The sequence below is a fragment of the Solibacillus sp. FSL R7-0668 genome (assembly GCF_038006205.1).
In the GTDB taxonomy this organism is placed as follows: Bacteria; Bacillota; Bacilli; order Bacillales_A; family Planococcaceae; genus Solibacillus.
In genome coordinates, this window is the sequence record NZ_JBBOUU010000001.1 from 2,794,530 (window position 1) to 2,820,075 (window position 25,546).

Annotated in this window: 26 protein-coding genes and 1 other annotated feature; of the genes, 6 read left to right on the forward strand and 20 right to left on the reverse strand. The window is 38.8% G+C overall.

Annotated features, from left to right (window positions below; genetic code table 11):
- Positions 1–6: 6 nt before the first annotated feature.
- Complete coding sequence (locus MKX47_RS13950) at positions 7–546, reverse strand: hydrolase (protein ID WP_340775271.1); 540 nt, start codon at positions 544–546, stop codon at positions 7–9.
- Positions 547–674: 128 nt separating this feature from the next.
- Between MKX47_RS13950 and MKX47_RS13955 the strand changes: the two genes are divergently transcribed.
- The gene (locus tag MKX47_RS13955; protein ID WP_340775273.1) at positions 675–1,160 is read left to right on the forward strand and encodes a nucleoside-diphosphate sugar epimerase; all 486 of its coding nucleotides are present in this window, start codon (positions 675–677) and stop codon (positions 1,158–1,160) included.
- 55 nt (positions 1,161–1,215) lie between these two features.
- Here the strand turns inward: MKX47_RS13955 and pheT are convergent, their stop codons facing one another.
- The 7 genes from pheT to MKX47_RS13990 form a co-directional block, all read right to left on the reverse strand.
- Entirely contained in the window at positions 1,216–3,621 is a 2,406-nt protein-coding gene (pheT, locus tag MKX47_RS13960; protein ID WP_340775275.1) for a phenylalanine--tRNA ligase subunit beta, read from the reverse strand.
- A 13-nt stretch (positions 3,622–3,634) separates the two neighbouring features.
- Positions 3,635–4,672 (reverse strand): phenylalanine--tRNA ligase subunit alpha, encoded by a 1,038-nt coding sequence (gene pheS / locus MKX47_RS13965; RefSeq protein WP_340775277.1) that lies wholly within the window; start codon positions 4,670–4,672, stop codon positions 3,635–3,637.
- A gap of 79 nt (positions 4,673–4,751) precedes the next feature.
- Positions 4,752–4,981 (reverse strand) — a binding site (T-box leader).
- A gap of 67 nt (positions 4,982–5,048) precedes the next feature.
- Entirely contained in the window at positions 5,049–5,330 is a 282-nt protein-coding gene (qoxD, locus tag MKX47_RS13970) for a cytochrome aa3 quinol oxidase subunit IV (RefSeq protein ID WP_340775279.1), read from the reverse strand.
- Positions 5,331–5,333: 3 nt separating this feature from the next.
- Complete coding sequence (gene qoxC / locus MKX47_RS13975) at positions 5,334–5,933, reverse strand: cytochrome aa3 quinol oxidase subunit III (protein WP_340775281.1); 600 nt, start codon at positions 5,931–5,933, stop codon at positions 5,334–5,336.
- Positions 5,933–7,897, reverse strand: coding sequence for a cytochrome aa3 quinol oxidase subunit I (gene qoxB, locus MKX47_RS13980; RefSeq protein WP_340775283.1), 1,965 nt, complete (start codon positions 7,895–7,897; stop codon positions 5,933–5,935). Before qoxB ends, qoxC begins: the two co-directional genes overlap by 1 nt.
- Before the next feature lie 30 nt (positions 7,898–7,927).
- Positions 7,928–8,803 carry a cytochrome aa3 quinol oxidase subunit II gene (qoxA, locus tag MKX47_RS13985; protein WP_340775288.1) on the reverse strand — a complete coding sequence of 292 codons (876 nt, stop codon included), beginning with the start codon at positions 8,801–8,803 and terminating at the stop codon, positions 7,928–7,930.
- 618 nt (positions 8,804–9,421) lie between these two features.
- Positions 9,422–10,183 carry a TrmH family RNA methyltransferase gene (locus tag MKX47_RS13990; RefSeq protein ID WP_340775291.1) on the reverse strand — a complete coding sequence of 254 codons (762 nt, stop codon included), beginning with the start codon at positions 10,181–10,183 and terminating at the stop codon, positions 9,422–9,424.
- 126 nt (positions 10,184–10,309) lie between these two features.
- Between MKX47_RS13990 and sspI the strand changes: the two genes are divergently transcribed.
- Positions 10,310–10,519 carry a small acid-soluble spore protein SspI gene (gene sspI / locus MKX47_RS13995; protein WP_340775295.1) on the forward strand — a complete coding sequence of 70 codons (210 nt, stop codon included), beginning with the start codon at positions 10,310–10,312 and terminating at the stop codon, positions 10,517–10,519.
- 101 nt (positions 10,520–10,620) lie between these two features.
- Here sspI and MKX47_RS14000 read toward each other — a convergent pair whose 3' ends face one another.
- Positions 10,621–11,157: a TetR/AcrR family transcriptional regulator gene (locus tag MKX47_RS14000; RefSeq protein ID WP_340775297.1), complete on the reverse strand. Its 537-nt coding sequence runs from the start codon at positions 11,155–11,157 to the stop codon at positions 10,621–10,623.
- 155 nt (positions 11,158–11,312) lie between these two features.
- On the opposite strand from MKX47_RS14000, the gene MKX47_RS14005 reads away from it, so the two are divergent.
- Positions 11,313–12,134, forward strand: a complete 822-nt coding sequence (locus MKX47_RS14005) for a pirin family protein (protein WP_340775299.1) — start codon at positions 11,313–11,315, stop codon at positions 12,132–12,134.
- 229 nt (positions 12,135–12,363) lie between these two features.
- On the opposite strand, the gene argF is transcribed toward MKX47_RS14005, so the two are convergent.
- A complete protein-coding gene (gene argF / locus MKX47_RS14010) occupies positions 12,364–13,329 on the reverse strand; it encodes an ornithine carbamoyltransferase (RefSeq protein ID WP_340775303.1) in 966 nt (321 codons plus the stop codon).
- Between the two features lie 284 nt (positions 13,330–13,613).
- Here argF and MKX47_RS14015 point away from each other — a divergent pair, with 284 nt between their 5' ends.
- The gene (locus tag MKX47_RS14015) at positions 13,614–14,060 is read left to right on the forward strand and encodes a CoxG family protein (RefSeq protein ID WP_340775305.1); all 447 of its coding nucleotides are present in this window, start codon (positions 13,614–13,616) and stop codon (positions 14,058–14,060) included.
- Between the two features lie 44 nt (positions 14,061–14,104).
- Here MKX47_RS14015 and MKX47_RS14020 read toward each other — a convergent pair whose 3' ends face one another.
- From MKX47_RS14020 to MKX47_RS14030, 3 genes are all read right to left on the reverse strand, one after another.
- Complete coding sequence (locus MKX47_RS14020) at positions 14,105–14,839, reverse strand: DUF3784 domain-containing protein (RefSeq protein ID WP_340775307.1); 735 nt, start codon at positions 14,837–14,839, stop codon at positions 14,105–14,107.
- Positions 14,840–14,963: 124 nt separating this feature from the next.
- Entirely contained in the window at positions 14,964–16,052 is a 1,089-nt protein-coding gene (locus tag MKX47_RS14025; RefSeq protein ID WP_340775310.1) for a M42 family metallopeptidase, read from the reverse strand.
- 93 nt (positions 16,053–16,145) lie between these two features.
- Complete coding sequence (locus MKX47_RS14030) at positions 16,146–16,628, reverse strand: dUTP diphosphatase (RefSeq protein ID WP_340775312.1); 483 nt, start codon at positions 16,626–16,628, stop codon at positions 16,146–16,148.
- Positions 16,629–16,718: 90 nt separating this feature from the next.
- On the opposite strand from MKX47_RS14030, the gene MKX47_RS14035 reads away from it, so the two are divergent.
- A complete protein-coding gene (locus MKX47_RS14035) occupies positions 16,719–17,099 on the forward strand; it encodes a sigma-w pathway protein ysdB (RefSeq protein ID WP_340775314.1) in 381 nt (126 codons plus the stop codon).
- Positions 17,100–17,144: 45 nt separating this feature from the next.
- On the opposite strand, the gene MKX47_RS14040 is transcribed toward MKX47_RS14035, so the two are convergent.
- From MKX47_RS14040 to infC, 4 genes are all read right to left on the reverse strand, one after another.
- The gene (locus MKX47_RS14040) at positions 17,145–17,411 is read right to left on the reverse strand and encodes a DUF1294 domain-containing protein (RefSeq protein WP_340775318.1); all 267 of its coding nucleotides are present in this window, start codon (positions 17,409–17,411) and stop codon (positions 17,145–17,147) included.
- Between the two features lie 79 nt (positions 17,412–17,490).
- Complete coding sequence (gene rplT, locus MKX47_RS14045) at positions 17,491–17,850, reverse strand: 50S ribosomal protein L20 (protein WP_340775320.1); 360 nt, start codon at positions 17,848–17,850, stop codon at positions 17,491–17,493.
- A 75-nt stretch (positions 17,851–17,925) separates the two neighbouring features.
- On the reverse strand, positions 17,926–18,126 hold the full coding sequence (rpmI, locus tag MKX47_RS14050; protein WP_066542165.1) for a 50S ribosomal protein L35: 201 nt from the start codon (positions 18,124–18,126) through the stop codon (positions 17,926–17,928).
- A 35-nt stretch (positions 18,127–18,161) separates the two neighbouring features.
- Positions 18,162–18,665, reverse strand: a complete 504-nt coding sequence (gene infC / locus MKX47_RS14055; RefSeq protein WP_340775327.1) for a translation initiation factor IF-3 — start codon at positions 18,663–18,665, stop codon at positions 18,162–18,164.
- Between the two features lie 505 nt (positions 18,666–19,170).
- Between infC and MKX47_RS14060 the strand changes: the two genes are divergently transcribed.
- Entirely contained in the window at positions 19,171–20,853 is a 1,683-nt protein-coding gene (locus tag MKX47_RS14060) for a methyl-accepting chemotaxis protein (protein ID WP_340775328.1), read from the forward strand.
- A gap of 109 nt (positions 20,854–20,962) precedes the next feature.
- On the opposite strand, the gene thrS is transcribed toward MKX47_RS14060, so the two are convergent.
- The 3 genes from thrS to MKX47_RS14075 all read right to left on the reverse strand — a co-directional run bounded on the left by thrS (position 20,963) and on the right by MKX47_RS14075 (position 25,538).
- Positions 20,963–22,894: a threonine--tRNA ligase gene (gene thrS, locus MKX47_RS14065; RefSeq protein ID WP_340775331.1), complete on the reverse strand. Its 1,932-nt coding sequence runs from the start codon at positions 22,892–22,894 to the stop codon at positions 20,963–20,965.
- A gap of 338 nt (positions 22,895–23,232) precedes the next feature.
- The gene (gene dnaI, locus MKX47_RS14070) at positions 23,233–24,174 is read right to left on the reverse strand and encodes a primosomal protein DnaI (protein ID WP_340777836.1); all 942 of its coding nucleotides are present in this window, start codon (positions 24,172–24,174) and stop codon (positions 23,233–23,235) included.
- Between the two features lie 2 nt (positions 24,175–24,176).
- Positions 24,177–25,538, reverse strand: coding sequence for a replication initiation and membrane attachment family protein (locus MKX47_RS14075; protein WP_340775334.1), 1,362 nt, complete (start codon positions 25,536–25,538; stop codon positions 24,177–24,179).
- Between the last annotated feature and the right edge of the window lie 8 nt (positions 25,539–25,546).

Here is a 25,546-nt window from a genome sequence, read left to right on the forward strand (position 1 = left end):
CTCTTTTTATTTCACGATTTTACTAATAGCTTTAAAGGTATCCCCTTGCGCAATTTGCTGCATTTCAAAAAGTGCCATTTCCACACTTGTGATGTTCGCACCAAGCTGCAGCATTTTTTGTATACCGACTTCTCGGTTACCTGCTGTTCGGGAAGACACACAGTCGGCTATCACTTCCACCTCATAGCCATTCGCTAGTAAGTGCGCGGCTGTTTGATAGACGCAAATATGTGTTTCAATCCCCGCTAATAGCACTTTTTTACGTCCCGTTTGCTCCAATGCTTGTACAAATTCTGGCGTATCGTACGCACTAAATGTAATCTTTTCGATTGGCTTTTGATCTGTTAAATGCATGGCAATACGCTCATCAGTTGGACCAAGCCCTTTTGGATATTGCTCTAGCCATAAAATCGGTAATTGTAATACCTTTGCCCCTTGTACAATATTGGAAATGTTCTCTAAGACAAAGTCACTTTCATCGACAATTTGTGCTAATTTCCCCTGAATATCAATCAATACTAAAACGGTTTCTTGTTTTTGTAGCATAAAATCTCTCCCCCTCTGTTTTATTCTTCTCTATTATACGAATTGTACCTAAAAAAGATAAAGTGTTTTCTATTATTGAAACACGTCGTTTGACCCTGTATAGTGAAAGGAGAAATGGAGGATTTAAGATGCTACGTCTTAGTTGGCTCATTAGTATGGGCATTAGTTTATTTGGGGTCATGATTATTCAGCATTTTTTCACAATGAAACCAGATAAAACGGCAAATGCAGGTAACTTAGGGGCATTAGGCATTGCGCTTGTAGCTCCGTTTATTTTGCTTAGCCTCTTTATTACATATCGCTTTTTTGTTGAAAACTCGCGACATGCGCGTGATCATATGATGCGCATGATTTATTTCGTATTTGGGATAGCGCTGCTTGTTGTACTCGTTTTTTATGCAAATGGGTATAAAGACGATGTATTGACTCAATTAGGCGGTGGCCCAAACACACCCGGCTCTCAAATTTACGGCTTTCCAGTACTAAATGAATATACAAATAATATTTTCATCAATTTTTATACATTCGGTATAATCCATACAATTAGCGCTCTTCTCGGTGCCATTATCGGAATTGTGCGCCCTGCCAAGCAAGCAGAAGTTGAGGAGCAATAATAAAACCCCGAACGTCGTTTTCATGCGACATTCGGGGTTTTAAAATACAATTAATTTATCGTACTTCCGCGCCAGCTGCTGCTAATGCTTTTAGTACTTTATTATGCGCTGCTACGACTTCTTCATCTGTTAACGTACGCTCTGGATCGAAATAAGTTAAGGAGAACGCTACTGATTTTTTACCTGAAGCCATTTTCTCACCTGCGTATACGTCAAATACTTTTACGTCTTTCAGTAAGCTTGTGCCTGCACCTTTAATGATTGCTACGATTTCACCCGCTGGCGTTGTAACATCTAGCTCTAACGCGATGTCACGGCTCATTGCTGGGAAACGAGGAATGATGCTGTACACTAACTCCTCTTTTGCTGATGCTAAAATGGCACGTAAATTTAATTCCGCTACATATGTTTCTTTTACGTCAAATGCCTTTTGTTCTTGTGGGTGAAGCTGCGCAATCACCCCAACTTTTTCGCCATCTAACAATATTTCTGCTGTACGACCTGGGTGTAAGCCGTCTAATTGCGCTTTTGCATAAGAAACACGAGCTGTTAAACCTAATTTTTCAAATACAGTCTCGATAATACCCTTTGCTACGAAGAAATCTACGTTTTTCTTTTCGCCTTGCCATGTGTTGTCAATCCATTTACCTGTTAATACAAGCGCTAAATGCTCTTCCTCAAATGGAAGCTCTTCAGCCGTTTGACCAAGGAATACAGAGCCAATTTCATACATCGCCACTGTTTCTGCTTGGCGCGCCACATTATACGCTGCTGCTTCTACTAAATGTGGAATTAAGCTTTGACGTAAAGTAGAGCGTTCTTCAGACATCGGCATTAATAATTTCGTCGTTTCTTCTGCTTGTAATGCAAATTTTTGAGAAAGTGCTGCCGATGTTAATGAATACGTTACCGCTTGATAAAGACCTGCGCCTTCCATCACACTACGTACAATACGACGACCTGCTTGATACGGTGTTAAGCTTCCGATTTGTTCACTTGCTGGTAAGCTGATTGGAATTTCATCGTAGCCATACATACGTGCGATTTCTTCCACAATATCTTCAGGAATTTTAATATCCTGGCGTCGTGTTGGCGCATCGATAATTAACTTACCATTCGCTGCCTCTACGTCGAATTTTAGGCGTTCTAAAATAGACAGCATATCTTCTAATGAAATCTTCATCCCTAAACGACCATTTACGAAGTCTGGAGATACAACAACACGAGCGGGTGCTTTGTCTAGCTCGTCAACTAATACAGTACCTTCTAGCACGTCACCGCCCGCAAGCTCAGCTAAAAGTTGTGCTGCACGCTCTGCTGCTGGTAAAACGCGGTTCGGGTCGACACCTTTTTCGAAACGAGCCGATGAATCTGAGCGTAAGCCGATATCTTTTGATGTACGACGCACGCTTGCTGGGTTGAAGTAAGCTGATTCAATTACTACTGTTGTTGTCGCATCTGATACCTCTGATTTCGCACCACCCATTACACCAGCAATTGCCTCAGCCTCTTTACCATTCGTAATCACTAAGTTATGTGACGCTAATGTACGCTCTTGATCATCTAAAGTGGTCATCACTTCGCCGTCTTTTGCCAAACGCGTTACGATTTCGCCTGTTGCAAGCTTGTCGTAGTCAAAGGCATGTAGTGGTTGACCGTATTCCATTAATACGTAGTTTGTAATATCAACCACGTTATTATGTGGACGTACACCTGCTGCCATTAGCGCATGTTGTAACCAAAGAGGCGATTCCTTCACCTCAATGTTTTTCACAACTTTTGCTGCGTACATTGGATTGGCTTCTTTATCTTCTACAGATAATGTTAAAACGTCTGCTGCTTTTTCTGAAGAAGATGTATATGAAATTTCAGGAAGCTTCACATCTTGTTCTAAAATCGCCGCTACTTCATAAGCAACTCCTAGCATGCTCATTGCGTCAGAACGATTTGGTGTTAAGCCAAGCTCTAACACGATGTCACGTAAGCCTAAAACTTCTAAAGCATCTGTACCTGGAACAGCATCTGCCGGTAATACGTAAATCCCTTCCGCATATGCTTTTGGCACAAGACGGCCCTCAATCCCTAACTCTTGTAACGAGCAAATCATACCGTTTGATTCTTGACCACGTAATTTCGCTTTTTTGATTTTGATGCCGCCTGGTAATTTTGCGCCTGGACGTGCTACGATTACTTTTTGGCCTGCATCGACATTCGGTGCACCACATACGATTTGTTGTAATTCTTCTTCGCCAACATCTACTTGGCACACATTTAATTTATCTGCTTCTGGGTGCTTTTCTTTCGATACAACATGACCAACAACTACATTGGTCATGCCAGATGCACGATCGATTACTGAATCTACCTCAATACCTGCGCGCGTAATTTTTTCTGCTAATTCGTTTGCCTCTAATGCTGAAATATCAACGTATTGGCTTAACCATTTTAAAGATACTAACATTTTTTTGTCCCCCTTACACTTCTGCCTGGTGGAATTGTGATAAGAAGCGTGTGTCATTTGTATAGAAATGACGAATATCATCCACACCGTATTTTAACATTGCGATACGTTCTGCTCCGATACCAAACGCAAATCCAGAAAGCTTAGTTGAATCATAACCAGCCATTTCAAGAACATTTGGGTGAACCATACCAGCACCTAAAATTTCAATCCAGCCCGTTTGCTTACATACGTTACAGCCTTTACCTGAGCATTTATGACAAGAAACGTCTACTTCTACAGATGGCTCTGTGAATGGGAAGAAGGATGGACGTAGGCGAATTTCACGCTCTGCACCGAACATTTTCTTTGCTAGTGCATCAAGTGTCCCTTTAAGGTCAGACATACGAATGTTTTCGCCAATAACAAGTCCTTCAATTTGCATGAATTGATGAGAGTGTGTTGCATCGTCTGTATCACGGCGGAATACTTTACCTGGGCAAATAACACGAATTGGCTCGCCTTTTTTGGCTTCCATTGTACGTGCTTGTACTGGTGAAGTATGTGTACGTAATAATGTTTCTTCAGAGATGTAGAATGAATCCTGCATATCACGTGCTGGGTGACCTTTAGGTAAGTTCATCGCTTCGAAGTTGTAGTAGTCTTTTTCTACTTCTGGCCCTTCTACGATTTCGTAGCCCATGCCTAAAAATAAGTCTTCAATTTCTTCGATTACGCGTGTTAAGGGATGACGGTTGCCGACACGTACTTTTGCGCCTGGTAATGTTACGTCAATTGATTCGCTTTCAAGCTGTGCTATAATGGCTGCTTCTTCTAAAATGGCTACCTTTTTCTCAAGCTCTGCTGTTACGTTTTCGCGCACTGTATTCACTAGTGCCCCCATTTTCGGACGCTCTTCAGCAGAAAGCTTCCCCATTCCTTTTAATAGGTCCGTGATTGGCCCTTTTTTACCTAAATACGCAACACGAACTTCATTTAATGCTTTTAAATTAGCGGCAGCTTCAATTTTTGCTAAAGCTTCTTGCTCTAATTGCTTTAATTGTTGTTCCATTGATTAATTCCTCCTTTATAACATTTTCCATAATGTGTAATGTCTAACATTTATGAAAACAAAAAAACCTCGCCCCCAAAAAAGGGACGAGGACGAGTTTCGCGGTACCACCCTAGTTATTGCAAAATGCAATCACTTCATTGGAGCTAACGACTGTTTCCAGCCGGCAATCCTTTCACCGAAATCGGCTCCCGGACGCTGCTCGCGGGGTGAACTTCATTATACGTTTTGCTAGCATGCTTTCAGTCAATGGCACACATTTCCTAAAACAAAACCTGTACAACTACTCTTCCCGGTCAAAGCATTTAGTAATTATTCTTCAACTAGTCTACTCGATATTGAAGCATTTTTCAACTAATTGAAGAAATTCGTTTGATTACATATCCCAAATAAGGATTAAAAGTGTACCTAGAACTGTAATAATTACTAAACCTAAGCCGTATGCAATGTTTGAATAAATTGACCAACGATCTTTTGTTTCACCTGCGTGCATGAAGATTGCAAACTGTAAAATCGCTTGAATAAACGCTGTGATTACTAGAACAATCATCCCTGTAGTGAATGACATTTCTGTAAAGTAAACAAGCAAGGCGATCACAGTTAACACTAGTGAAGACACAAAGCCCATTATTTGGCCAATTGGAAAGAATTTAGCCATAAATTACATCATTCCTTTCAGGTAAATGAAACTGAAGATGAAGATCCAAACAACGTCTAGGAAATGCCAGTAAAGTGAGAATATGAATGTTTTACCAGCTGTTACTGAGTTTAAACCACGTTTAGCAATTTGATAAACTAAAAGTGCACCCCAGAATAGACCCATTGTTACGTGAAGTCCGTGTGTTCCTAATGTTGTTAATAAAATAGATGTGAAGGCACTAACTGTTAAACCAGCACCAACATGTACATAGTGATAAAATTCGTAAATTTCAACACTTAAGAATACTGCACCTAATAGTAATGTAATCACCATGAAGTTAATCGTCGCTTTTTTACTACCAAGACGCATTGCGTGAATTGCTAAACCAATTGTGAAACTTGATGTTAATAATACAAATGTTTCAATTAAAACTGGCGTAATTTCGAAAATTTCTGCACCAGTAGGACCACTACCTGTACGATCTACAAGTGTAAAGTATGATGCGAATAATGTACCGAATAACATGATTTCCGCACCTAGGAACACCCAGAAACCAAAGATTTTCAGGTTATTTTCCTCTGTTGAGTACTCTAATGGAACGTTGTTATTAACTTTACTCATTATTTCGCACCTCCTTTTTTAGCATATTTTTTCTCTGTTTCTTCAACTTCATGTGCATGGATATGGTAACCATGGTCATCCTCAAGTGAACGGAATGCCATACAACCAAGAATAACAATTAAACCTACGATTGCTAAGTACCACATGCTGAATACAAATGCGAAGCCTAAAATGAAGAAAGCTACTGCCATAACAAATGGTTGACCCGAGTTGTTTGGCATATGAATATCTTCAATTTTGCCTTTAAATAACTTCGTACCGTTTTTCTTAGAATCCCAGAATGCTTCTGAAGTTGCATCAGTTACGTCTGGAGTAATAGCGAAGTTATAGTTCGGAATTGGCGTATGTGTTGCCCATTCCAGACCACGAGCGTTCCAAGGGTCACTTGAAATATTACGTGGAGAGTTTTTAAAGCTGTACCAAATGTTCCAAACAATCATTAAGAATGAAACGGTCATAATACCAGCACCAATGAATGATACCATGTTTAATAATGAGAAGCCTGTAGCGTCAGAGTATGTGTACATACGACGCGCTTGACCATCAAGACCTGTAATATACATTGGAATGAATGATAGTACGAAACCAGTAGACATTACCCAAACTGTTGCTTTACCGATTTTTTCGTTAAGCATGAAGCCAAACATTTTTGGCCAATAGAATGTTAAACCTGCTAACATCGCGTAAACAACACCTGGGATGATTACGTTATGGAAGTGGGCTACTAAGAACATTGTGTTGTGGTATTGGTAGTCAGCTGCTGACATCGCAAGCATAACCCCTGTTACACCACCAAGTGTGAATAATGGAATGAAATGCATCGCATAAAGCATTGGCGTTGTCATTTCAATCTTACCTTTGTAAAGCGTGAACAACCAGTTGAAGATTTTAACCCCTGTAGGAATTGCAATCGCCATTGTTGTAATTGAGAAGATCGAGTTCGTAAGTGCACCTTGACCCATTGTAAAGAAGTGGTGCGTCCATACTGCGAATGAGAATACAGAAATTACGACCATCGACCAAACCATTGATGTATAGCCATATAGGTTACGACGAGCAAATGTTGAGATAACTTCAGAGAAAATACCGAATGCTGGTAAGATTAGGATATATACCTCAGGATGTCCCCAAACCCAGAATAGGTTGGCCCAAAGCATGTCCATACCACCATTACCGATTGAGAAGAACTTCGTATCAAATAGGCGATCCATCGTACCCATTGCTAAAGCAACTGTTAATACTGGGAAGGCGAATACGATAATTAAGTTTGCAATCAGTGCAGACCAAGTGAACATTGGCATTTTGAACAATGTCATACCTGGAGCACGCATTTTCATAATTGTTGTAATGAAGTTAATACCTGTCATTAACGTACCAAGACCTGCAATTTGCAGTGACAGCATGTAATAGTTTGTACCTACACTTGTACTAAATTCATTGCCCGCTAACGGGAAGTACGAAGTCCAACCAGCATCAGGAGATCCACCGATAACGAATGAGATATTAAATAATCCCATACCCATGAAGAATAACCAGAATGCTAAGTTATTTAAACGTGGGAACGCTACGTCACGTGCCCCGATTTGTAATGGTACTAAGAAGTTAAAGAAGAATGTAATGAACGGCATAGCCATGAATAGAATCATTACAACCCCGTGTGTTGTAAATACCTCGTTATAGTGCTGTGCATCTAAAAATGTATTATCTGGAACAGCCAATTGCATACGAAGCATTACGGCATCGACACCACCACGGAATAGCATAACTAGAGCCGTGATTAAGTACATAATACCGATTTTTTTATGGTCAACAGTTGTAATCCATTCACGCCATAAATAGCCCCATAATTTAAAGTACGTAACGACTGCTACTAATGCGATTGTACCAAGAACAATCGAAGCCATTGCGATATAAATTAATAGACTTGGGTGTGGAATTGCAAACTGTGCAAAGAATTCCTTCATTGTAATTCTCCTTTCGAGTTTAATACTTACTTATTCGTGTGAAGAATGATCTTCTTCTGCTTCATCATCATGATGTTCGTGATGAGGAGCTGGTGAGAACTCTAAGTGAGTTCCAGTGTAAGTTGATCGACCAAGGTGACCTGGTTCTAATAATTCATTGAATTTTTCTTCGGTAATAGGTTCAGCATTTGCATGAACTTCTGTTACCCACTCGTCAAAGTCAGTTGCAGTCATTGCTTCTACATCAAACATATTTTCTGCTGTACCACGACCAGAGAAGTTTGCGTTACGTCCCCAGAATTCGCCTGGGTTATCAGCTGCTAAGTTTAAAGTTGTTACCATGTCAGCCATCGCATATTTTTGTCCACCAAGTTGTGGAATCCAGAAACTTGTAATCGGTCCGAAAGAATATAATTTGAATTCAACCGGGCGATCTGCTGGGAAGTTAACATAGTTTACTGTTTCAATCCCTTGTTCTGGATAGCTGAAGTGCCATTTCCAGTCAGATGAAGAAGCATAAATAACAAGTGGCTCCTTATCTTCGAAACCTTGTGGAGTACTTTCCACAATATAGTTACTCTTTACAGATACTACAGATAAAAATATTACAATAATAACTGGAATCCCAATCATAATTGTTTCTACAAGCCAGTGACCATGAATATGTGGTGGCTCGTAATCAGCACTTTGTTTTGAAGCACGGTATTTAAATAACATAAATATCAAAATTGCTACTACCGTGATTACAATACCACCCATCAGAGTAATCAATAACATTGTATCGTCTGCTTGGCGTTGTGCTTGAGGGCCTTTTGGATCAAGTACAGTTAGTTTATCATTACAACCTGCTAATAACATCGTACCTAGAGCCATGAAAGAGAGTAAAGTTCCTTTCAGATTTTTCATAGTTGGACTCCTTTCCAATAAATCGATCTCGTTAGAATTACGTGAAGCTTGCAAACATTACAAAACAAAATAAAAAGTTATACATGACATAGGAAAACGTTCCCTTCTTTTCCACTATGCCAATAGTAGAAAATAGAAAATATTCCTGAAGACATACACAATTGAAATTGGTATGTACATTTTTTTCAAATGAAAACGTTTTATTTCATTCTCACTAAAAAACTATTTTGTTTCGCATGTTGCGTTTATTTATTTTCTAACCTTCCTCGATTTTAGTGAAACATCAAATAAGTGTCAAAACATCAAATTGGAAAAAAGCCTTTTTTCTTACTATATTCACAAGGGCATTTAATACCATTTTAAAATAAAGTCGACAAACACAGTAAAACCGCGCAATTACGAGCATTAAAATCCTCCTTTTCAAAATTGACAGAACTATGAACTTCTTAAAGTAAATGTTTTTCGACTTATCAGAATCATCCACTATATACTCTAAATGTAGTTTTTTTACATATATTAAGCTTATTTAGCTAATATTTAGTGCATTTAATTAAGTTAAAAAAGGGGAATGTATTAAAAGTTATTCACTTTTAACGCATCCCCCTTCTATTCATATTATTATTTCACAAAAGCGTATAGTAATATGCCTGTTGCCACTGCCACGTTTAATGATTCTGCGCCACCTAAAATTGGAATGATAACATTTTGGTCGGTCTTCGCTAAGATTTGTGGATGAATACCGCTACCTTCATTTCCTACAATGAGTGCAAATGCATTCGTTTGTTCAATTTCTTTATAAGAAATCGACTCTTCTAAAGATGTTCCATATACTTTAACGTTATCTTGCTGTAATTGTTCAATCCATTCGATTAAATCGCCACGGACAACAGGGATATGAAAATGTGAGCCCTGTGCTGAGCGCAATGTTTTTGGATTAAAGGCATCGACACAGCCCTTCCCTAATACGACTGCATCAATACCGGCCGCGTCAGCAGTACGAATCATTGTCCCGATATTACCTGGGTCTTGTACCGCATCGACTAATAATACTTTGCGCCAATCGTACTTTTCATCTTCTGAAATATCACGTTGCTTACAGTGTGCGAATACCCCTTGAGAATTTTCAGTTTCTGCAATTTCCTTGGCTACTATATCATTAACATGTACAAGCACCACATCATCGATTGCCCATAATAAAGGCAAATCCACACCATCACGTACGATAATTTGGATAATTTGATCTTTATGCTTTAATGCTTCTTCTACTAAGTGGAAGCCTTCTGCGATATATTCGCCGGATTTTTCGCGTTCTTTACGCTGTGTTACGAGTTTTTTCCAATGTTTCACAAGCGCATTTTGTGTTGATTCAATTCGTTTCATCAATTTCCCGTCCTTTATTCATACTCGAACTGTTATTTTATCATAGATTTCCTTTATTCCATAATCAGATGTTATGTATAAAATCGAATGACGGCGAACACACTTCGATTAAAGGAGGCGTTTTAAATGGACTTTCAAATTCGACAAGCCATTACAGCCAATGTTTTAGGTTCGGATGCAGCTGAATTCAAAGACATTGTCAATGATGCAATTTCTCGCGGTGAAGAACATCTCTTACCAGGTTTAGGTGTTTTTTTAGAAACCTGGTGGCAAGCATCAACTGAAGATGACCGAACTCATTTTGCTGAAAAGCTAGCACAAAAATTCGCGAACTAAAAAACGCCCATCTCAAATTTCCAGCTGGATCTTGAGGTGGGTTATTTCATTTCAAACTGGCTATAATTTGCCCTTGTTGAATGTTTTTGATAAAAGGTGCTCTAAATGAGTAGTAATAAGGGCTGTGCTGCTTTTTGGGCATAGGTTGTCGCAGCTTCTCGCTTTTTTTTATCCCAATCTACATATGCTCCGTACAAGCCCCAACTAATGATAATGGATTGAAATTTTTGTTCACTTGGTAAGTACTTTTGAATCGTTTCGACTAAATAATCCTTTACCTTATCATCGATCATTTGTGTAAAGGCTGTATACCCTCTGCGACATTGCGAAAACATTTGATTGTGTACACGCACAATCGCCAAAAACAGTTGAATAATCAACGCTTCATTTAACGAATGATTTGAATTCCCTTGTAATTGTTCATTAAAAATTTGTTCAATTTGTTCTGTTAATACCTCTTCTAATAGCGCATACTTATCTACAAAATGCGCGTAAAATGTGGCGCGATTGATCGTTGCTTGCTCCGTAATATCTTTAACGGTAATCTGTTCAAAACCTTTTGTAATCATTAATTGATTAAAGGCTTCGACAATTAAATTCCTTGTACGTAGTACTCTTGGATCTATTGACTTCCCCATCAAATCACCTTCTTTCCCAACAATTTACGCAATCTGTTGTGTAAGCAACAGTAGCGGATAGCTGTTCATTGTACATATTGCGCATTTTTACTATGATACAAGTATACAACACGTGTTGCTTTCATCAAAACTAATTAACTAAGGTGGAGAAATTCATGTTAAAGATTAAAACGATTCAGCATATCGATTTACAGCAAAGCGAAGGACGCAATGTACGTCTTACATTACAGGCAAATGATTTAATGGACAATGACCCATTCATCATATTAGCGGATGACAAATTTGCCCATAATACATTTGCCGACCATCCGCATAAAGGTATTCAAACTGTTACCTATGTATTAGAAGGCAGTTTAGAGCACTATGATAGCCGTACTGGCAGTGGCGGACGTTTAAATGAAAATGACTTCCAAATAATGACAGCTGGTCGCGGAATTATTCATAACGAAAACCCTGATCGTGGCGAAGAAGCGCGCGTATTACAGCTATGGGTCAATTTATCACCTGAACATAAAAAAGTTGATGGCCAATATGAAGATTTAAAGCATGATAATGTACCGGTCATTCCATTTGATGGTGGGAAAATCGAAGTGTACGCTGGTGAAGTAAATGGGGTTACTTCGCCAATCAAGCTATTTACACCTTTCTTATTTACAGCTGTTACAATCGAAAATGGTTCGAGTGAAATCGTCATTCCAGCTGGCTATAATACGTATTTATATGTATTGGAAGGCACGGTTGAAATCCAAAATAAACAAGTGAACGCCTTTGATGTCATTCATTTTGAAATTGCGCCACAGTCAGAAACGATTTCATTTAACGCTTCAAGCAATGCCAAATTCGTTGTCTTTTCAGGTGAGCCGATTAAAGCACCTGTTGTCGCACGTGGTCCATTCGTCATGAATACGCAAGAAGAAATTGCAGAGGCCTATGCAAGCTACCGAAATGGTACGTTTTTAGATGGAAAACCTTATTAAAGCAAAACAAAAAGCAATCCAGCGTCTCCCGGATTGCTTTTTCTATGTAGTGATGGAGCATTCCATCTTGAATACAAACATCACTGTAGCTCGCTACCTATTGTCACAGCGTCTCCCATTTCAATAGGCTTTGCGCTACTACCTCACTTGCTCGCCCTTCCTGCTTGCAAGTGCTGTACGGTTTATTAGATGAGACTACAACCCGTAGCACGCTTCATCTATAGGATCTTTAAGCTAATAAAGATACAAGTACTGCTTTTTGGGCATGCAGACGATTTTCTGCTTGCTCAAATATATAAGAATTTGGTCCATCAATAACTGATGTCGCAACTTCTTCCTCTCGATGTGCTGGTAAGCAATGTAAGAACATATAATCTGGCTTTGCATAGGCAACGAGCTCATCGTTAATTTGGTAGCCTGCAAAGTCTTTTAAGCGTTTTTCTGTTTCCTCTTCTTGCCCCATTGATGTCCAAACGTCGGCATATACCGCGTCCGCATCTTTAACTGCTGCAACTGGATCATTTGTTACAACGACTGTGCTGCCATTTTGTGCGGCAATTTGCTGTGCTTTTTTGATAATGCCCGCATCGCATTCATAACCAACTGGTGTGGCAACCGCTACATGCATACCAACATGGGCTGCAGCTACGACTAATGCATGTGCCACGTTATTGCCATCGCCTACATAGGCAATTTTTAAGCCTTTTAATTCGCCTTTATTTTCAGCGATTGTTTCAAGGTCTGCTAATGCTTGGCATGGGTGATCGATGTCTGTTAAACCATTGATTACCGGAATCGATGAAAATTCCGCTAATTCTTCGACCATTGCATGTGAGTTGGCACGAATCATAATGCCATCTAAGTAGCCTGATAATACGCGACCTGTATCCGGAATTGGTTCCCCGCGTCCAATTTGCATATCACGTGCATTCATATACATGCCGTAGCCACCTAGCTGCTGCATACCTACCTCAAATGATACACGTGTACGAGTCGAGCTTTTCTCAAAAATCATGCCTAGCGTCTTACCTTCTAGTAAACGAGGACATTTGCCCGCTTTTGTAATCGTTTTTAATTGTGTTGCAAGTGCTAATAACTGTTGTACTTCTTCACTTGTATAATCAAGCAGCGTAAGTAAGTCTTTGCCCTTTAAGCTTTCGACCGGCTTTAACTGCACTTCTTCTAATAATTTCATATCTTACACACCTCTGTAACCTTTATGTTGCTTTCATTTTACATTTGCATAAATATAAAGTCAAGCGAATTAATATAAATTTTTATAATTAATTAAATTGTTCAATAATTATACATCTCCAATCCTCATAAAAAAATACCGTATCATTTCTTTAACGAGAAGATTTTGCGTTTTTATAGAAAATTTATTCTTTTCAATTGAATTACCATTCATTTTTTAGCATAATAGTGTCAAAGTAATGTATTTGAAATATTTTACTTATTCATTCCAAGGGGGAATCGATTATGCCACAAGCGACACATTACGTATCTGTTGATTTATCGAATGACATTGTATGGGATTTTTTAAAGGACTATGAAAACTGGGCAGCTTTAATTCCTGGTTATATTGCACATGAGGTACAAAGCGACAAGCAATTCACATGGATCTTTTTAGCGGACCTAGGTTTCACAAAGAAAACGATTAAATTACAAGTAACGATTACTGATTTAACAGAACCTACCGATGTGAAATTTGATTTAAAGGGGCTTTCTGATAATTTTAATGGCCATGGCTATTTTAAAATGACTGGTGGCGTTCCATCTGAAGTAACGGGCAGCTTAGAATTAGCCGCGAGCGGAATTATGGGCATGATGATTAACTCGGTACTAGAAAATTTCGTACCAAAAGCAACAAGGGATTTAACGGAATCAATCCAAGCAAAACTTACTGAATTACACAGTGTAAAATAATAGAAAATGCTGCATTCCCGTGTTTGAGTGAATGCAGCATTTAACTATTTCGTATTAGCAATTAGCTTTTCATAAAGTGCGCGTGTTTCCGCTTCTGTTTGTAAATTGAAAATAACGGTTTTCCCTTCATCAATAAATTGAATAAATGGTGGATTTTTTGTATCGACAAAGAGCTTTGCCTTATCCCCGTTTTCAAATTTGAAATGACCTTTTAATTTCGAGCCAACCGCTGAACCATTTGTACGCAACGCAATTTCAGGTAATGCTTCTAATAATGTCACTTGCTCCATGCTCGCAAATTCATACGTATCTCCATACATACCAGCAATTTCAACTTCATTTTCAGTAACCGCAACCCCTGTTGGCTGTAACGAAAAATAGAGAATAACAGCGACAATAATTAATGTAATGACGATAATCATACCCTGACGCTTTAAATTTTTACTTGCGCCCGGCTTCCATTTGCCATTATCATCAAACAAATTATGATCAAACTTTTGCGCCTTTACAACAACGATAATGGTAAATACAAGAATGAGCGAAAGTAGTGGCAAAATGAGATTGCTGTATTCTAAATAATCCACCAAACCTACAACAATGAAAAGTATGGCTAATGCATATAAATAATTGCCCATTAATTTGGCGAGCCCTTCAACATCGACATTTTCTTTTTGCTCTTTTGTCATTGTATTATAGCCCGATATTAAAAAATGCCATTTTAGCCTTTGAATAGCAAAGCCTAAGAAAATAAATAAGGCTGCGAGTAATAACCAGATCATCGTGGTGCTCCTTTCGATGTAAATGAATAAATATAAACGTTAAAAGGTAGATTCATTCTATTTAAGAACAAATCTACCCTTCATTATAATATAGATAGCGCCCAATTATGGCACTTTATACATATTAGTCGAATTTAATTTTATCTACTGTTTCACGATCTAAGCGTTTGATGACTTCTACGATTAATTTAACCGCATTGTCGTAGTCGTCACGATGCAAAATTCCTGCATGTGAGTGGATATAGCGTGTCGCAATACCAATTGCTAATGCTGGAACCCCATTTGCTGTGATGTGGATTGAGCCCGCATCTGTACCGCCACCAGCGATTGCTTCGAATTGATATGGAATGCCAGCTTCTTCTGCTACATCTAATACAAATTCACGTAAGCCTGTGTGCGATACCATGGATGCGTCATAAACAACGATTTGTGGCCCTGCACCCATTTTAGAAGTTGATTCTTTCGGTGTTACGCCTGGTGTGTCTCCCGCAATACCAACATCCACTGCGAAGCCGATATCTGGTTGTATTTTGAATGTCGAAGTTTTCGCACCGCGTAGGCCGACTTCTTCTTGAACATTCCCCACGCCATAGACGATGTTCGGGTGTTTTTCGTCTTTTAATGCCTTTAACACATCGATTGCAATGGCACAGCCGATACGGTTATCCCATGCTTTTGCTAATAAATGCTTTTCGTTTTTCATGACATTGAATTCGAAATATGGTGTGATCATGTCGCCAGGACGGATGCCCCACTCCATTGCCTCTTCCTTAGAAGTTGCACCGATATCCACGAACATTGCTTTAATATCGACTACTTTATTTCGTTGGTCTGCTGGTAAAATATGAGGTGGCTTTGAACCAATTACCCCAATAATTTCTTCGCCTTTACGAGTTGTAATCGTTACGCGCTGTGCAAGCATTACCTGGCTCCACCAGCCACCTACTGTTTGGAAGAACACGAAGCCTTTGTCGTCGATACGTGTTACCATGAAGCCTACTTCGTCTAAGTGACCGGCAACCATAATTTTTGGTCCGTTTTCATCGCCTACTTTTTTGGCAATGAGGCTTCCTAAGTTATCTGTTTCCACTTCGTCAGCAAATGGTGTAATGTATTTTTTCATTACTTCACGAGGAGCGCGTTCGTTCCCTGGAATACCGTTTGCATCCGTTAAATCTTTGAACATTTGTAATGTTGGATCAAGCTTTGTCATGAGAAATTGCCCCCTAAATAGATTCTATTTAATTATAACGATTTTATTTCGAAAAGTGAAATAGTTTCACCGCTTCGCTGACCATTTTAACAATTAATAGCCATTACGCTGGCGTTCGTAATTTTTTTCATTTTTTTGCTTATACGCTTCGATGATGTCATCTACGGTAAAGTTTAAGTTGTAAGCAATTAAACTATATTGCAACCAAATGGCTTTATAATTCTCTTCTGTTTGCTGTTGTAAAAATGTTAATACGGTTTGCGTTGTATCAATAAATGCCTGTGTTAAGTCCTTTTTCTGTTCAACAACCGGCCATTGCTCTAATGTAAAGTCACGCATATAGCCCAGTGATAGCATAAAGTGAATTGAATCTACAAATTCCTCTAAAATGACGCTTTTTTCAGATGGCCCTTTTGTTGACCAAAATTTAAAGCAGCGTGTTTCATTGGCTAGCTCCCCTAATTCCACAAGGAGTGCGAGCCCCTTTTCATTGAAGACATCCTTCTCAATATTTTGTGTTTCTTCAATAAAACGATCTAATTGCCGCTGCATTTCAAATAATTCGACAAATCTCATAAATAATTCCCTCTTTTTCTAAAATAAATGAAACTTTTCCTACTACCTAATCGTATAGCATGAAAACACTGTAATCAAGGAGGAACTTTTATGGCAGTTCTTTTGCGTATCGCCATTATTATCCTCATCATCTACATATTTTATAAAGGGGTTCGCTATTTAATCGACCCGAAACGCAAATTAGATGAGGCATATGAAAATGGAAACTATTACTTTTATGATGATGTAAAGAATGTCCGAAAAAATTTTTTCATTACTTATAAAGGAGCGCTTTTCGAGGGCGAAAAATATTTAGGTACTACCGAAAATGCTTTTGAAGTGATTAGTATTTTTGTTTATGTGCATGATGCAATGAAGCTACAAGGCTTTACAAAAGAGGATTTCCTATATTTGGAGAAGGAAATCTTAATGAATTATCCGAATGCCACAATTAATTGGAAAAACCCGATTGAGCAACTAATGAAGGATTGATTAAAAACGCTCTAAGAAAAGATGAATCTTTCTTAGAGCGTTTTGCTACATTTTAAAGATTTGTACTAGTAGAAATACATGGATTGCAGCCATTAATGGATAACCAAACGCAAAGGCATTGTGCTTTGTTTTATGTCGAAACAAATACATGCCGAGCACACCGCCACATGCACCCCCAAAAAAGCCAAGTGTTAATAATGTTTTTTCTGAAATGCGCCATTCCTTTTTCTTTGCGCGTTCTTTATCAATATACATATAGACGCATAAAATGAGCGAAACAATTACAACATATGAAAGTGCTGCTAGTGCCATAAAAAATTCCCCCTAATTCGAAAAAAGACTGATAAGGAATCGGTTCCCTACCAGTCTAGATTATAAAAGTAAATGCTAATTATTTAGCGATTGCTTTTTTCGCTGCATCAGCTAATTGAGTGAATGCTGCAGCATCAGTTACAGCTAAGTCAGCTAACATTTTACGGTTAACTTCGATACCAGCAACTTTTAAGCCGTGCATTAAACGAGAGTAAGATAAACCGTTCATGCGAGCAGCCGCGTTGATACGAGTGATCCATAATTTACGGAAATCACGTTTCTTTTGACGACGGTCACGGTATGCATATTGACCTGATTTCATTACTGCTTGGTTAGCTACTTTGTATAATGTATGTTTTGAACCGTAGTAACCTTTAGCTAATTTTAAAACTTTTTTGCGACGAGCGCGTGTTACTGTTCCGCCTTTTACGCGTGGCATAGTAATTACCTCCTGCTAATTCTTTCGAATGATTAGTTATTTTTGTGTTTTGAAATCATCTTTACCGAACAAAGATTATTTCATGTAAGTTAATAATGTACGGATACGTTTGAAATCGCCTGAAGTTACAACTTTAGCTTTACGTAAATGACGTTTTGCTTTAGTAGATTTGTTAGCGAATAAGTGAGAGCCATAAGCACGGTCAAATTTTAATTTACCAGTACCTGTTTTTTTGAAACGTTTCGCAGCTCCACGGTGAGTTTTCATTTTTGGCATGTCGATTTCCTCCTAAACTTGTTTCTACATACGTATTATTTCTCTGTCTTCGGTTGAAGAACTAAGAACATGCTTCGGCCTTCCATCTTTGGTTTTTGTTCAACCGTAGATACTTCAGCACAAGCTTCAGCAAAGCGATCTAACACACGCTGACCAATCTCTTTGTGTGTGATTGCACGACCTTTGAAGCGGATACTACATTTAACTTTATCGCCTTTTTCAAGGAACTTGATACCGTTACGTAGTTTCGTTTGGAAATCATGTTCATCGATTGTTGGGCTCAGACGAACCTCTTTCATCGTAATGACTTTTTGATTTTTACGAACTTCACGATCTTTCTTTTGCTGTTCGAACTTAAATTTACCATAGTCCATGATACGAGCGACTGGTGGTTTGGCTTGAGGGGCCACAAGGACAAGATCCAAGTTAACACGAGTAGCAATTTCTAGCGCTTCATTACGTGTTTTAACACCAAGCTGATCACCATTATGGTCGATTAGACGAAGTTCACGTGCACGAATGCCTTCGTTTACATACATGTCTTTGCTAATATTAATCCACCTCCAAGTGTTTGTCGCGAATACATGAGTTGGTGTAAAGTATAACCCGGTCGAACGGTACACCTCCGCGCTATGTCCATATAGTCTTTTTTATTTATACAAACAAAAAAGACGGACACTCGAGATGTCCGCCCGCTATATGTGCATACGCATTGTTGCGTAAAACAATTCAACGTGTCTATACCTGTAGATAACAATATGCATCATTCAGGTGAGAAGCGGGCAGCCTCTACTTGTTAACTTTGTATTCATAACTTAAATTATCTTATCACGCATCTTATTTGGCGTCAACTGTTTTTCATTTTTTTTAAGCATTCTAATTTCTTTTTTTGCAAAATGATAAATTAAAAGCACTATATAATATAAAATAAGTATTAGTACATTCGATTCTTATTAAGCCATTTCCAAAATTTCTCTTTATCAAAGATAGCTTTGTATACTACAATGAAAATGTAACGCTAATACATTAGATGGAGTGATACATATGTCTATAAAACTTAGGCTACTATTAGGATTTGCAATTATGATTGCCGGAACACTCATTGCCTGCTCAACCTTATATTTTCAAATGACCGGAATCGATAAGCAGTATAGCAATACTATGAATGAAGGTTTACCCCAATTACATGCAGTAAGCGACGTACGTAGTAGCTTAACGCTTGAAAGCACGCAGCTTCAAACCTATATTTTAGGGGATAGCGCCGCAAAGCAAAAGCTTAAAACAACCCAAACTGATTTGAGTGAGACATTAAATTTTTTGAAAGAAAGTTTTAAAACCGACGCAGCCGTAAAGCAAATGAATGATACATATACAAAAATTGAAACTTACGAAAAGCATGTAAATGAAGCATTACAAATTAATGATACGAAGGGTGGAGCCGCTGCCGTAGATTTCTATTTAAAAACGTTGCTCCCTGCTCGAGATGCAGCCATTGCTTCTGGAGATGAATTAAATAATCTATTAAAGCAATTATTTGATGATGCACAAGTACAAGCTGAGAAAAAGGTGACGATGGCGATAATAATCGCTAATATTGCATTCTTCGCCTCACTTGCTTTAGGCTTATTACTTGCATTTAGCTTAAATCGACATATTGCGAAACCATTGCACAGATTAAAAGCTTCTGTGCATACAATTGCTACAGGCGACTTAAGCGAGGACGATATTCCAGTAAAATCAAAAGATGAAATTGGTCAATTAACCGATTCACTGAATACGATGAAAAATACAATCAAGGGACTTATTGAGTCGTTAGGCAGTAATGCTGAACATTTAAGCGCCTCATCTGAAGAATTAAGTGCTTCAACACAAGAAATTACACTTCTATCTGAAAATATCGCAAAATCAGCGGCAAGCTCAGTTGAAAATACGAGCACAAGTGCGGCATCTGCAAAAGAATGCGCAACTGCTATGGAAGAAACTTCTACTGCGATCCAACGTATTGCAGAATCTGCGCAATTATTAAATGGTTCCGCTACTGATACAACTGAAATCGCAAATGAAGGCGAAATAAATGTCAATTCAGCAAAACAACAAATGCAAACGATATATAAAACAACGAAGCTAACGACCGAATTAATTCAAAAATTAGCGCAACAATCCATGGAAATCGAAAATATTTCACGTGTTATTACAAGTATTACCGACCAAACCGATTTACTTGCACTAAACGCTGCCATTGAAGCCGCGCGCGCAGGTGAACATGGTAAAGGCTTTGCCGTTGTTGCCGATGAAGTACGTAAACTAGCAGAGGCTTCCAACCAATCGGCCAATGAAATTGTGACATTAGCAAACGAAATTCAAAACGACACGAAAAATGTCGAACGTGCCATCCAAGAAAGCTTGGCATCAGTAGAGCAAGGCGTTGACATCATCGATCATGCTGGCACATCCTTCAATAATATACTCGCAGCTGTAGATAATATGCGCTCACAAATTGAAGATGTCTCTGCCGTAACAGAACAAATTTCAGCCGCTGCTGAAGAAGTAACCGCTTCTGTACAGGAGCTAGCTGCACAATCGCAAATCGTCACAGATGATACACAACAATCACAATCAGCCATTTTAGAGCAAATTTCAGCGATGCAAGAAATTAATAGTGTCGCAAATGATTTAAGCGTACGCGCAGAAGACTTGCAAAAGGCTGTTGGACAATTTAAAGTATAACGATAAAAATCCTACCAAATTTACGACTCAGTAAACTTGGTAGGATTTTTTTAGACTTCATAAAAAAACCCTTACCGAAATACCGACATTTCAGTAAGGGAAATTGAAATTATTTTGTAATTTCTGCTTTAATATTCGCTAGGAACTCATCAAATGCAATTGTTTCAGAATCTTTTGAGCCGTAACGACGAATATTTACTGCTCCCTCTTCCACTTCCTTGTCCCCTAACACTAACATGTACGGGATTTTCTTCATTTGTGATTCACGGATTTTATAGCCTAATTTTTCTTCGCGGTCATCCATTTCAACACGTACGCCAGCTGCTTGTAATTTTTCTTGTACTTCGCGTGCATAATCATAGTGTACAGAATTTGAAACCGGAATGATTGTTGCTTGAACTGGTGCTAACCAAGTTGGGAATGCACCTTTGTATTCTTCGATTAAGAAGGCTACAAAACGTTCCATTGTCGATACAACACCACGGTGAATAACGACTGGGCGTTGTGGTTGACCATCTTCACCGATATAAGAAAGGTCGAAACGCTGTGGTAATAAGAAGTCAAGCTGTGCAGTCGATAATGTTTCTTCTTTACCGATTGCTGTTTTTACTTGAACGTCTAATTTTGGACCATAAAATGCTGCTTCGTCTTCTGCGATGAAGTAGTCATAGCCTAATTCGTCCATTGCTTCTTTTAACATCGCTTGTGCTGTTTCCCACATTTGGTCGTCATCGAAATACTTCTCTTTGTTGTTCGGGTCGCGGTATGAAAGACGGAATGAGAAGTCTTTTAAATCGAAGTCTTTATAAACTTCTAAAATTAATTCCACTACTTTTTTAAATTCCGCTTTAATTTGATCTGGACGTACGAAAATATGTGCATCGTTTAACGTCATCCCGCGAACACGTTGTAAGCCAGATACCGCGCCACTCATTTCATAACGGTGCATTGTTCCAAGCTCTGCAATACGAATCGGTAAATGACGGTACGAATGTAAATTGTTTTTGAATACCATCATATGGTGAGGGCAGTTCATCGGACGTAAAACTAAAGTTTCATTGTCCATTTCCATTGGAGGGAACATGCCATCTTGATAGTGATCCCAGTGACCAGAAGTTTCGTATAATGTTTTTGAACCAAGTACTGGTGTATATACATGCTTATAGCCTAAAGATACTTCTTTATCTACGATGTAACGCTCAATTGTACGACGGATTGTTGCACCATTTGGTAACCATAGTGGTAAGCCTTGACCTACCGTTTGAGATGTCATGAATAAGTCTAATTCTTTACCAATTTTACGGTGGTCACGCTCTTTTGCTTCTTCCAACATTTGAATATGCTGTTTTAATTCATCTTTTGTGAAGAAGGCTGTACCGTAAATACGTTGTAGCATTTTATTGTCTGAGTTACCGCGCCAGTATGCACCTGCAAGGGATAATAATTTAAACTCTTTTAATTTACCTGTTGATGGTACGTGTACACCACGGCAAAGGTCAAAGAAATCGCCTTGGTAGTAAATCGACACTTGCTCATCTGCTGGAATTGCTTCTAGTAACTCTAATTTATACTCGTCGCCTACTTCTTCGTAGATTTTTTGTGCATCATCACGTGAAACGTTTTTGCGCTCGATTTCGATGTTCTCAGAAATGATTTTTTTCATTTCTTTTTCGATTGCTGGTAAATCCTCTGCTGTAATTGGTGTTGGTGAATCGATGTCGTAATAGAAACCTGAATCAATTGTTGGCCCGATACCTAATTTTACGTCTGGGAATAGACGCTTTACCGCTTGTGCTGTTAAGTGCGCTGTTGAGTGACGTAAGATTTCTAGTGCTTCTGGTGATTTGTTTGTAATGATTTCAATTGCACCGTCTTGTTCGATACCTGTTTTTGCATCGATAAGAGTGCCGTTGATTTTACCTGCTAATGTTGATTTTTTTAGACCCGGGCTTATTGAACCCGCAACATCTAAAGTAGATGTGCCCTTAGCGAATTCCTTCACTGCGCCATCTGGGAAAGTTAGTTGAATCATTTCTGACATAGTATTGTCCTCCTTATTTTTGGCAAAATAAAAAGCACCATCCCTCGTAAAGGGACGATGCTGTATGCTCGTGGTGCCACCCTTCTTCCTTCTTCACAAAATGCGAATAAGAAGCTCTCGGTCAGTTAACGTACTGAGAAACGTTGACGGATTTGCCCCGCCACTGCTCCAAGGTAGTAAAGTAAAACGCTTGTGCTAGGAAGCTCGCAGCCAATGACTTCCCTCTCTAAAAGCTAGTTCGTTAAACCTGTTGTCCTGTTCAATGCATTTAATGTTTAATTACGATAAAAGTATACGCTCGTTTTTATGGAATTGCAACTATGAATCCAAATAATCTTTTAATTTCTTCGATTCGCGCCATCCATCTGCACAGGAATTGTCACCGCTTTAATACGTTCCATTAAACGCGCCGCTTTGACAACTTCGATATCACCGCGCTGTGATTGTGCGAGGTGATGTTCGAGTCCATTGTAATCAAAATTGGATGTGATGAATGTCGGAAGCTCTTCACTCATGCGGTAATGCAGTATCGTCCCTAAAATTTCATCACGCGTCCATGCAGACATTGTTTCAGCGCCAATATCATCGAGCATCAGTACAGGTGCCTTTTTGACGTAATCAATTTTTTCGTTTAATGAATTATCACCAATGGCATTTTTCATTTCACGCAAAAATTCTGGCACGAATACAACAACCGTTTTTACTTTTAATGTCGCAAGCTCATTGGCAATGGCACCGAGAACAAAGGATTTACCGACACCGAATTTGCCGTATAAGTAAAAGCCTTTTTTCGGCAGCTCGCCTGTACGTTTATAGGTGGCCACAAATTCTGCTGCTTGATCCGCAATTGTAAGACGTGAATGATTGTCGATAGCTAAATCTTTTAATGTCGCCTTTAAAACGTCTTTTGGCATATGCATACTCGAAATCATATTCGCTACGTCACGGCGCTCATCTTCCCGTAGCTTTTGCTCGCATGGCACATACGTCAAATCAATCACATTTCTAGTAATAAATAACTTCGGTACAAAGCCCTTTAATAAATTTGTACATTTTTTTGTATCGCCACAGCCACAGCATGTTGTCGTTTGTTGAATATACTCTAAAAGTTTCGGTAAGCTAAGTTCAACCATTTCTTTCGTCACTTGCTGCTCATGTTCGCGTAAAAATTCCTGAACTTTTGGGTGTTCGATTGTTTCTCGACGTATGGATTCATAACGTTCTTCAAATGAGGGCACACGTTTTTTGATTTCGTTTAATTGATTGTTAATTGGTTTGATTATTATTCACCTGCCCCATCAAGCTTTTGTAATATTTTTAAGCGCTCTTTTTCAAAGTCAACGGCGCTATCTTGTTGTTCTTGAGGAACTTCCTCATTACGCTTATAAAACCAATCCGGTACTTGCTCATCACGGCCTACTTTTCGATTATTATAGGATGGCTTTTTCAATTGTGTTTGCTTTGGCTGCGTGCTTTCTCGCTTCCATTGTGCATATTTATCACGTTCTTGGCGCGCTAAATCCATCGCTTCTTTTGCGGTCTTCAGCTGCTTTCGGTTCCAGTGATCGGCAATTTTTTCTACATAGGCTTTCGGTAGCTTCATGTCTGTGGATAGCATCACATATTCTAATAACACATTCACGACTCCAACAGGCATACCATACTTTACAACTAAATCTTCAGCAAGTTGGATCGAAGACGGAATCGGTTCTTTGCCATTATTTATATCACGTAAAACTTGAACAGGAGCCGTTGTTTCTAAATATTGCAGTAGCTCCTGCTCTTTTGATAAATTTTCATCCAAAGCTACATCTGGCTGTTTTTCAAATGTTTTTGTTAATATTGGTGCGTCTGTTGAAACGGTCAGCTTATAAAAATCCGCTGCTGCTCGTTTTAACCGTTCTGTCGTGAGTTTATTGTGCTCATCGAGTGCCGTGATTACTACTTTTTGCATTTGTAGTGGTGATAAATGATATAAAAATGCGAGTTTCGCAATCGTATCTCGTGCCGTTAAGGTTAAAGCGGCACTTGGAATTAATTGCTCGGATAAGCCCGCCTGTAATAATTTAAAATCAAATTGCTCATAGTAAAATGGATAATCTTCACTTTTCGCCTGATGGATCTCTAAATCGTCCATAGGTAAGCTTTGATTGATGGGGCGATACACATCTGTAAATGTGCGCGTCACCTCTTCAAACTGAGCTTTATTTGGCTGTGTTAAAAAGCGTTGACGCAGTTTACGATAGGCGCCTTCTCCAATTTTGCTAAATAAGAACATCGATAATAGTGGATCTTTAAAAAAGTTCGCTGCATCGAGCGGTCGCACTAATTCATAAAGAAAATGGCGGCCATCTGTTACGTCTTTTCGCCATGTACGTAAAAGCCCAATTGCTTCTAGTGCAATACGCGCTTCAAATACTTGCTTTAGTGGCAGAGATAGCACTTGCATTAAATAATAATGATTCATTACTTGCGCATGATGATCTTCTGCCTCTGCCCATAGTGTTAAATACAAACTAATGGGTGTCGGACCCGTTAGTGGCTGGTAAAATAAAGTGATTAATTGACGTTCATTTGTTGAAAGTGCATGAGGGAGCATAATTTCAAAATGATCCGTAGGCTGTAATTCTGTGAAGTGAACCATTTTTGTCC

Excerpts from the sequence above, each read along its gene's own strand:
- MKX47_RS13950 (WP_340775271.1), bottom strand. The coding sequence starts at position 546 with ATGCTACAAAAACAAGAAACCGTTTTAGTATTGATTGATATTCAGGGG.
- MKX47_RS13955 (WP_340775273.1), top strand. The coding sequence starts at position 675 with ATGCTACGTCTTAGTTGGCTCATTAGTATGGGCATTAGTTTATTTGGG.
- pheT (WP_340775275.1), bottom strand. The coding sequence starts at position 3,621 with ATGTTAGTATCTTTAAAATGGTTAAGCCAATACGTTGATATTTCAGCA.
- pheS (WP_340775277.1), bottom strand. The coding sequence starts at position 4,672 with ATGGAACAACAATTAAAGCAATTAGAGCAAGAAGCTTTAGCAAAAATT.
- qoxD (WP_340775279.1), bottom strand. The coding sequence starts at position 5,330 with ATGGCTAAATTCTTTCCAATTGGCCAAATAATGGGCTTTGTGTCTTCA.
- qoxC (WP_340775281.1), bottom strand. The coding sequence starts at position 5,933 with ATGAGTAAAGTTAATAACAACGTTCCATTAGAGTACTCAACAGAGGAA.
- qoxB (WP_340775283.1), bottom strand. The coding sequence starts at position 7,897 with ATGAAGGAATTCTTTGCACAGTTTGCAATTCCACACCCAAGTCTATTA.
- qoxA (WP_340775288.1), bottom strand. The coding sequence starts at position 8,803 with ATGAAAAATCTGAAAGGAACTTTACTCTCTTTCATGGCTCTAGGTACG.
- MKX47_RS13990 (WP_340775291.1), bottom strand. The coding sequence starts at position 10,183 with ATGAAACGAATTGAATCAACACAAAATGCGCTTGTGAAACATTGGAAA.
- sspI (WP_340775295.1), top strand. The coding sequence starts at position 10,310 with ATGGACTTTCAAATTCGACAAGCCATTACAGCCAATGTTTTAGGTTCG.
- MKX47_RS14000 (WP_340775297.1), bottom strand. The coding sequence starts at position 11,157 with ATGGGGAAGTCAATAGATCCAAGAGTACTACGTACAAGGAATTTAATT.
- MKX47_RS14005 (WP_340775299.1), top strand. The coding sequence starts at position 11,313 with ATGTTAAAGATTAAAACGATTCAGCATATCGATTTACAGCAAAGCGAA.
- argF (WP_340775303.1), bottom strand. The coding sequence starts at position 13,329 with ATGAAATTATTAGAAGAAGTGCAGTTAAAGCCGGTCGAAAGCTTAAAG.
- MKX47_RS14015 (WP_340775305.1), top strand. The coding sequence starts at position 13,614 with ATGCCACAAGCGACACATTACGTATCTGTTGATTTATCGAATGACATT.
- MKX47_RS14020 (WP_340775307.1), bottom strand. The coding sequence starts at position 14,839 with ATGATCTGGTTATTACTCGCAGCCTTATTTATTTTCTTAGGCTTTGCT.
- MKX47_RS14025 (WP_340775310.1), bottom strand. The coding sequence starts at position 16,052 with ATGACAAAGCTTGATCCAACATTACAAATGTTCAAAGATTTAACGGAT.
- MKX47_RS14030 (WP_340775312.1), bottom strand. The coding sequence starts at position 16,628 with ATGAGATTTGTCGAATTATTTGAAATGCAGCGGCAATTAGATCGTTTT.
- MKX47_RS14035 (WP_340775314.1), top strand. The coding sequence starts at position 16,719 with ATGGCAGTTCTTTTGCGTATCGCCATTATTATCCTCATCATCTACATA.
- MKX47_RS14040 (WP_340775318.1), bottom strand. The coding sequence starts at position 17,411 with ATGGCACTAGCAGCACTTTCATATGTTGTAATTGTTTCGCTCATTTTA.
- rplT (WP_340775320.1), bottom strand. The coding sequence starts at position 17,850 with ATGCCACGCGTAAAAGGCGGAACAGTAACACGCGCTCGTCGCAAAAAA.
- rpmI (WP_066542165.1), bottom strand. The coding sequence starts at position 18,126 with ATGCCAAAAATGAAAACTCACCGTGGAGCTGCGAAACGTTTCAAAAAA.
- infC (WP_340775327.1), bottom strand. The coding sequence starts at position 18,665 with ATGTATGTAAACGAAGGCATTCGTGCACGTGAACTTCGTCTAATCGAC.
- MKX47_RS14060 (WP_340775328.1), top strand. The coding sequence starts at position 19,171 with ATGTCTATAAAACTTAGGCTACTATTAGGATTTGCAATTATGATTGCC.
- thrS (WP_340775331.1), bottom strand. The coding sequence starts at position 22,894 with ATGTCAGAAATGATTCAACTAACTTTCCCAGATGGCGCAGTGAAGGAA.
- MKX47_RS14075 (WP_340775334.1), bottom strand. The coding sequence starts at position 25,538 with ATGGTTCACTTCACAGAATTACAGCCTACGGATCATTTTGAAATTATG.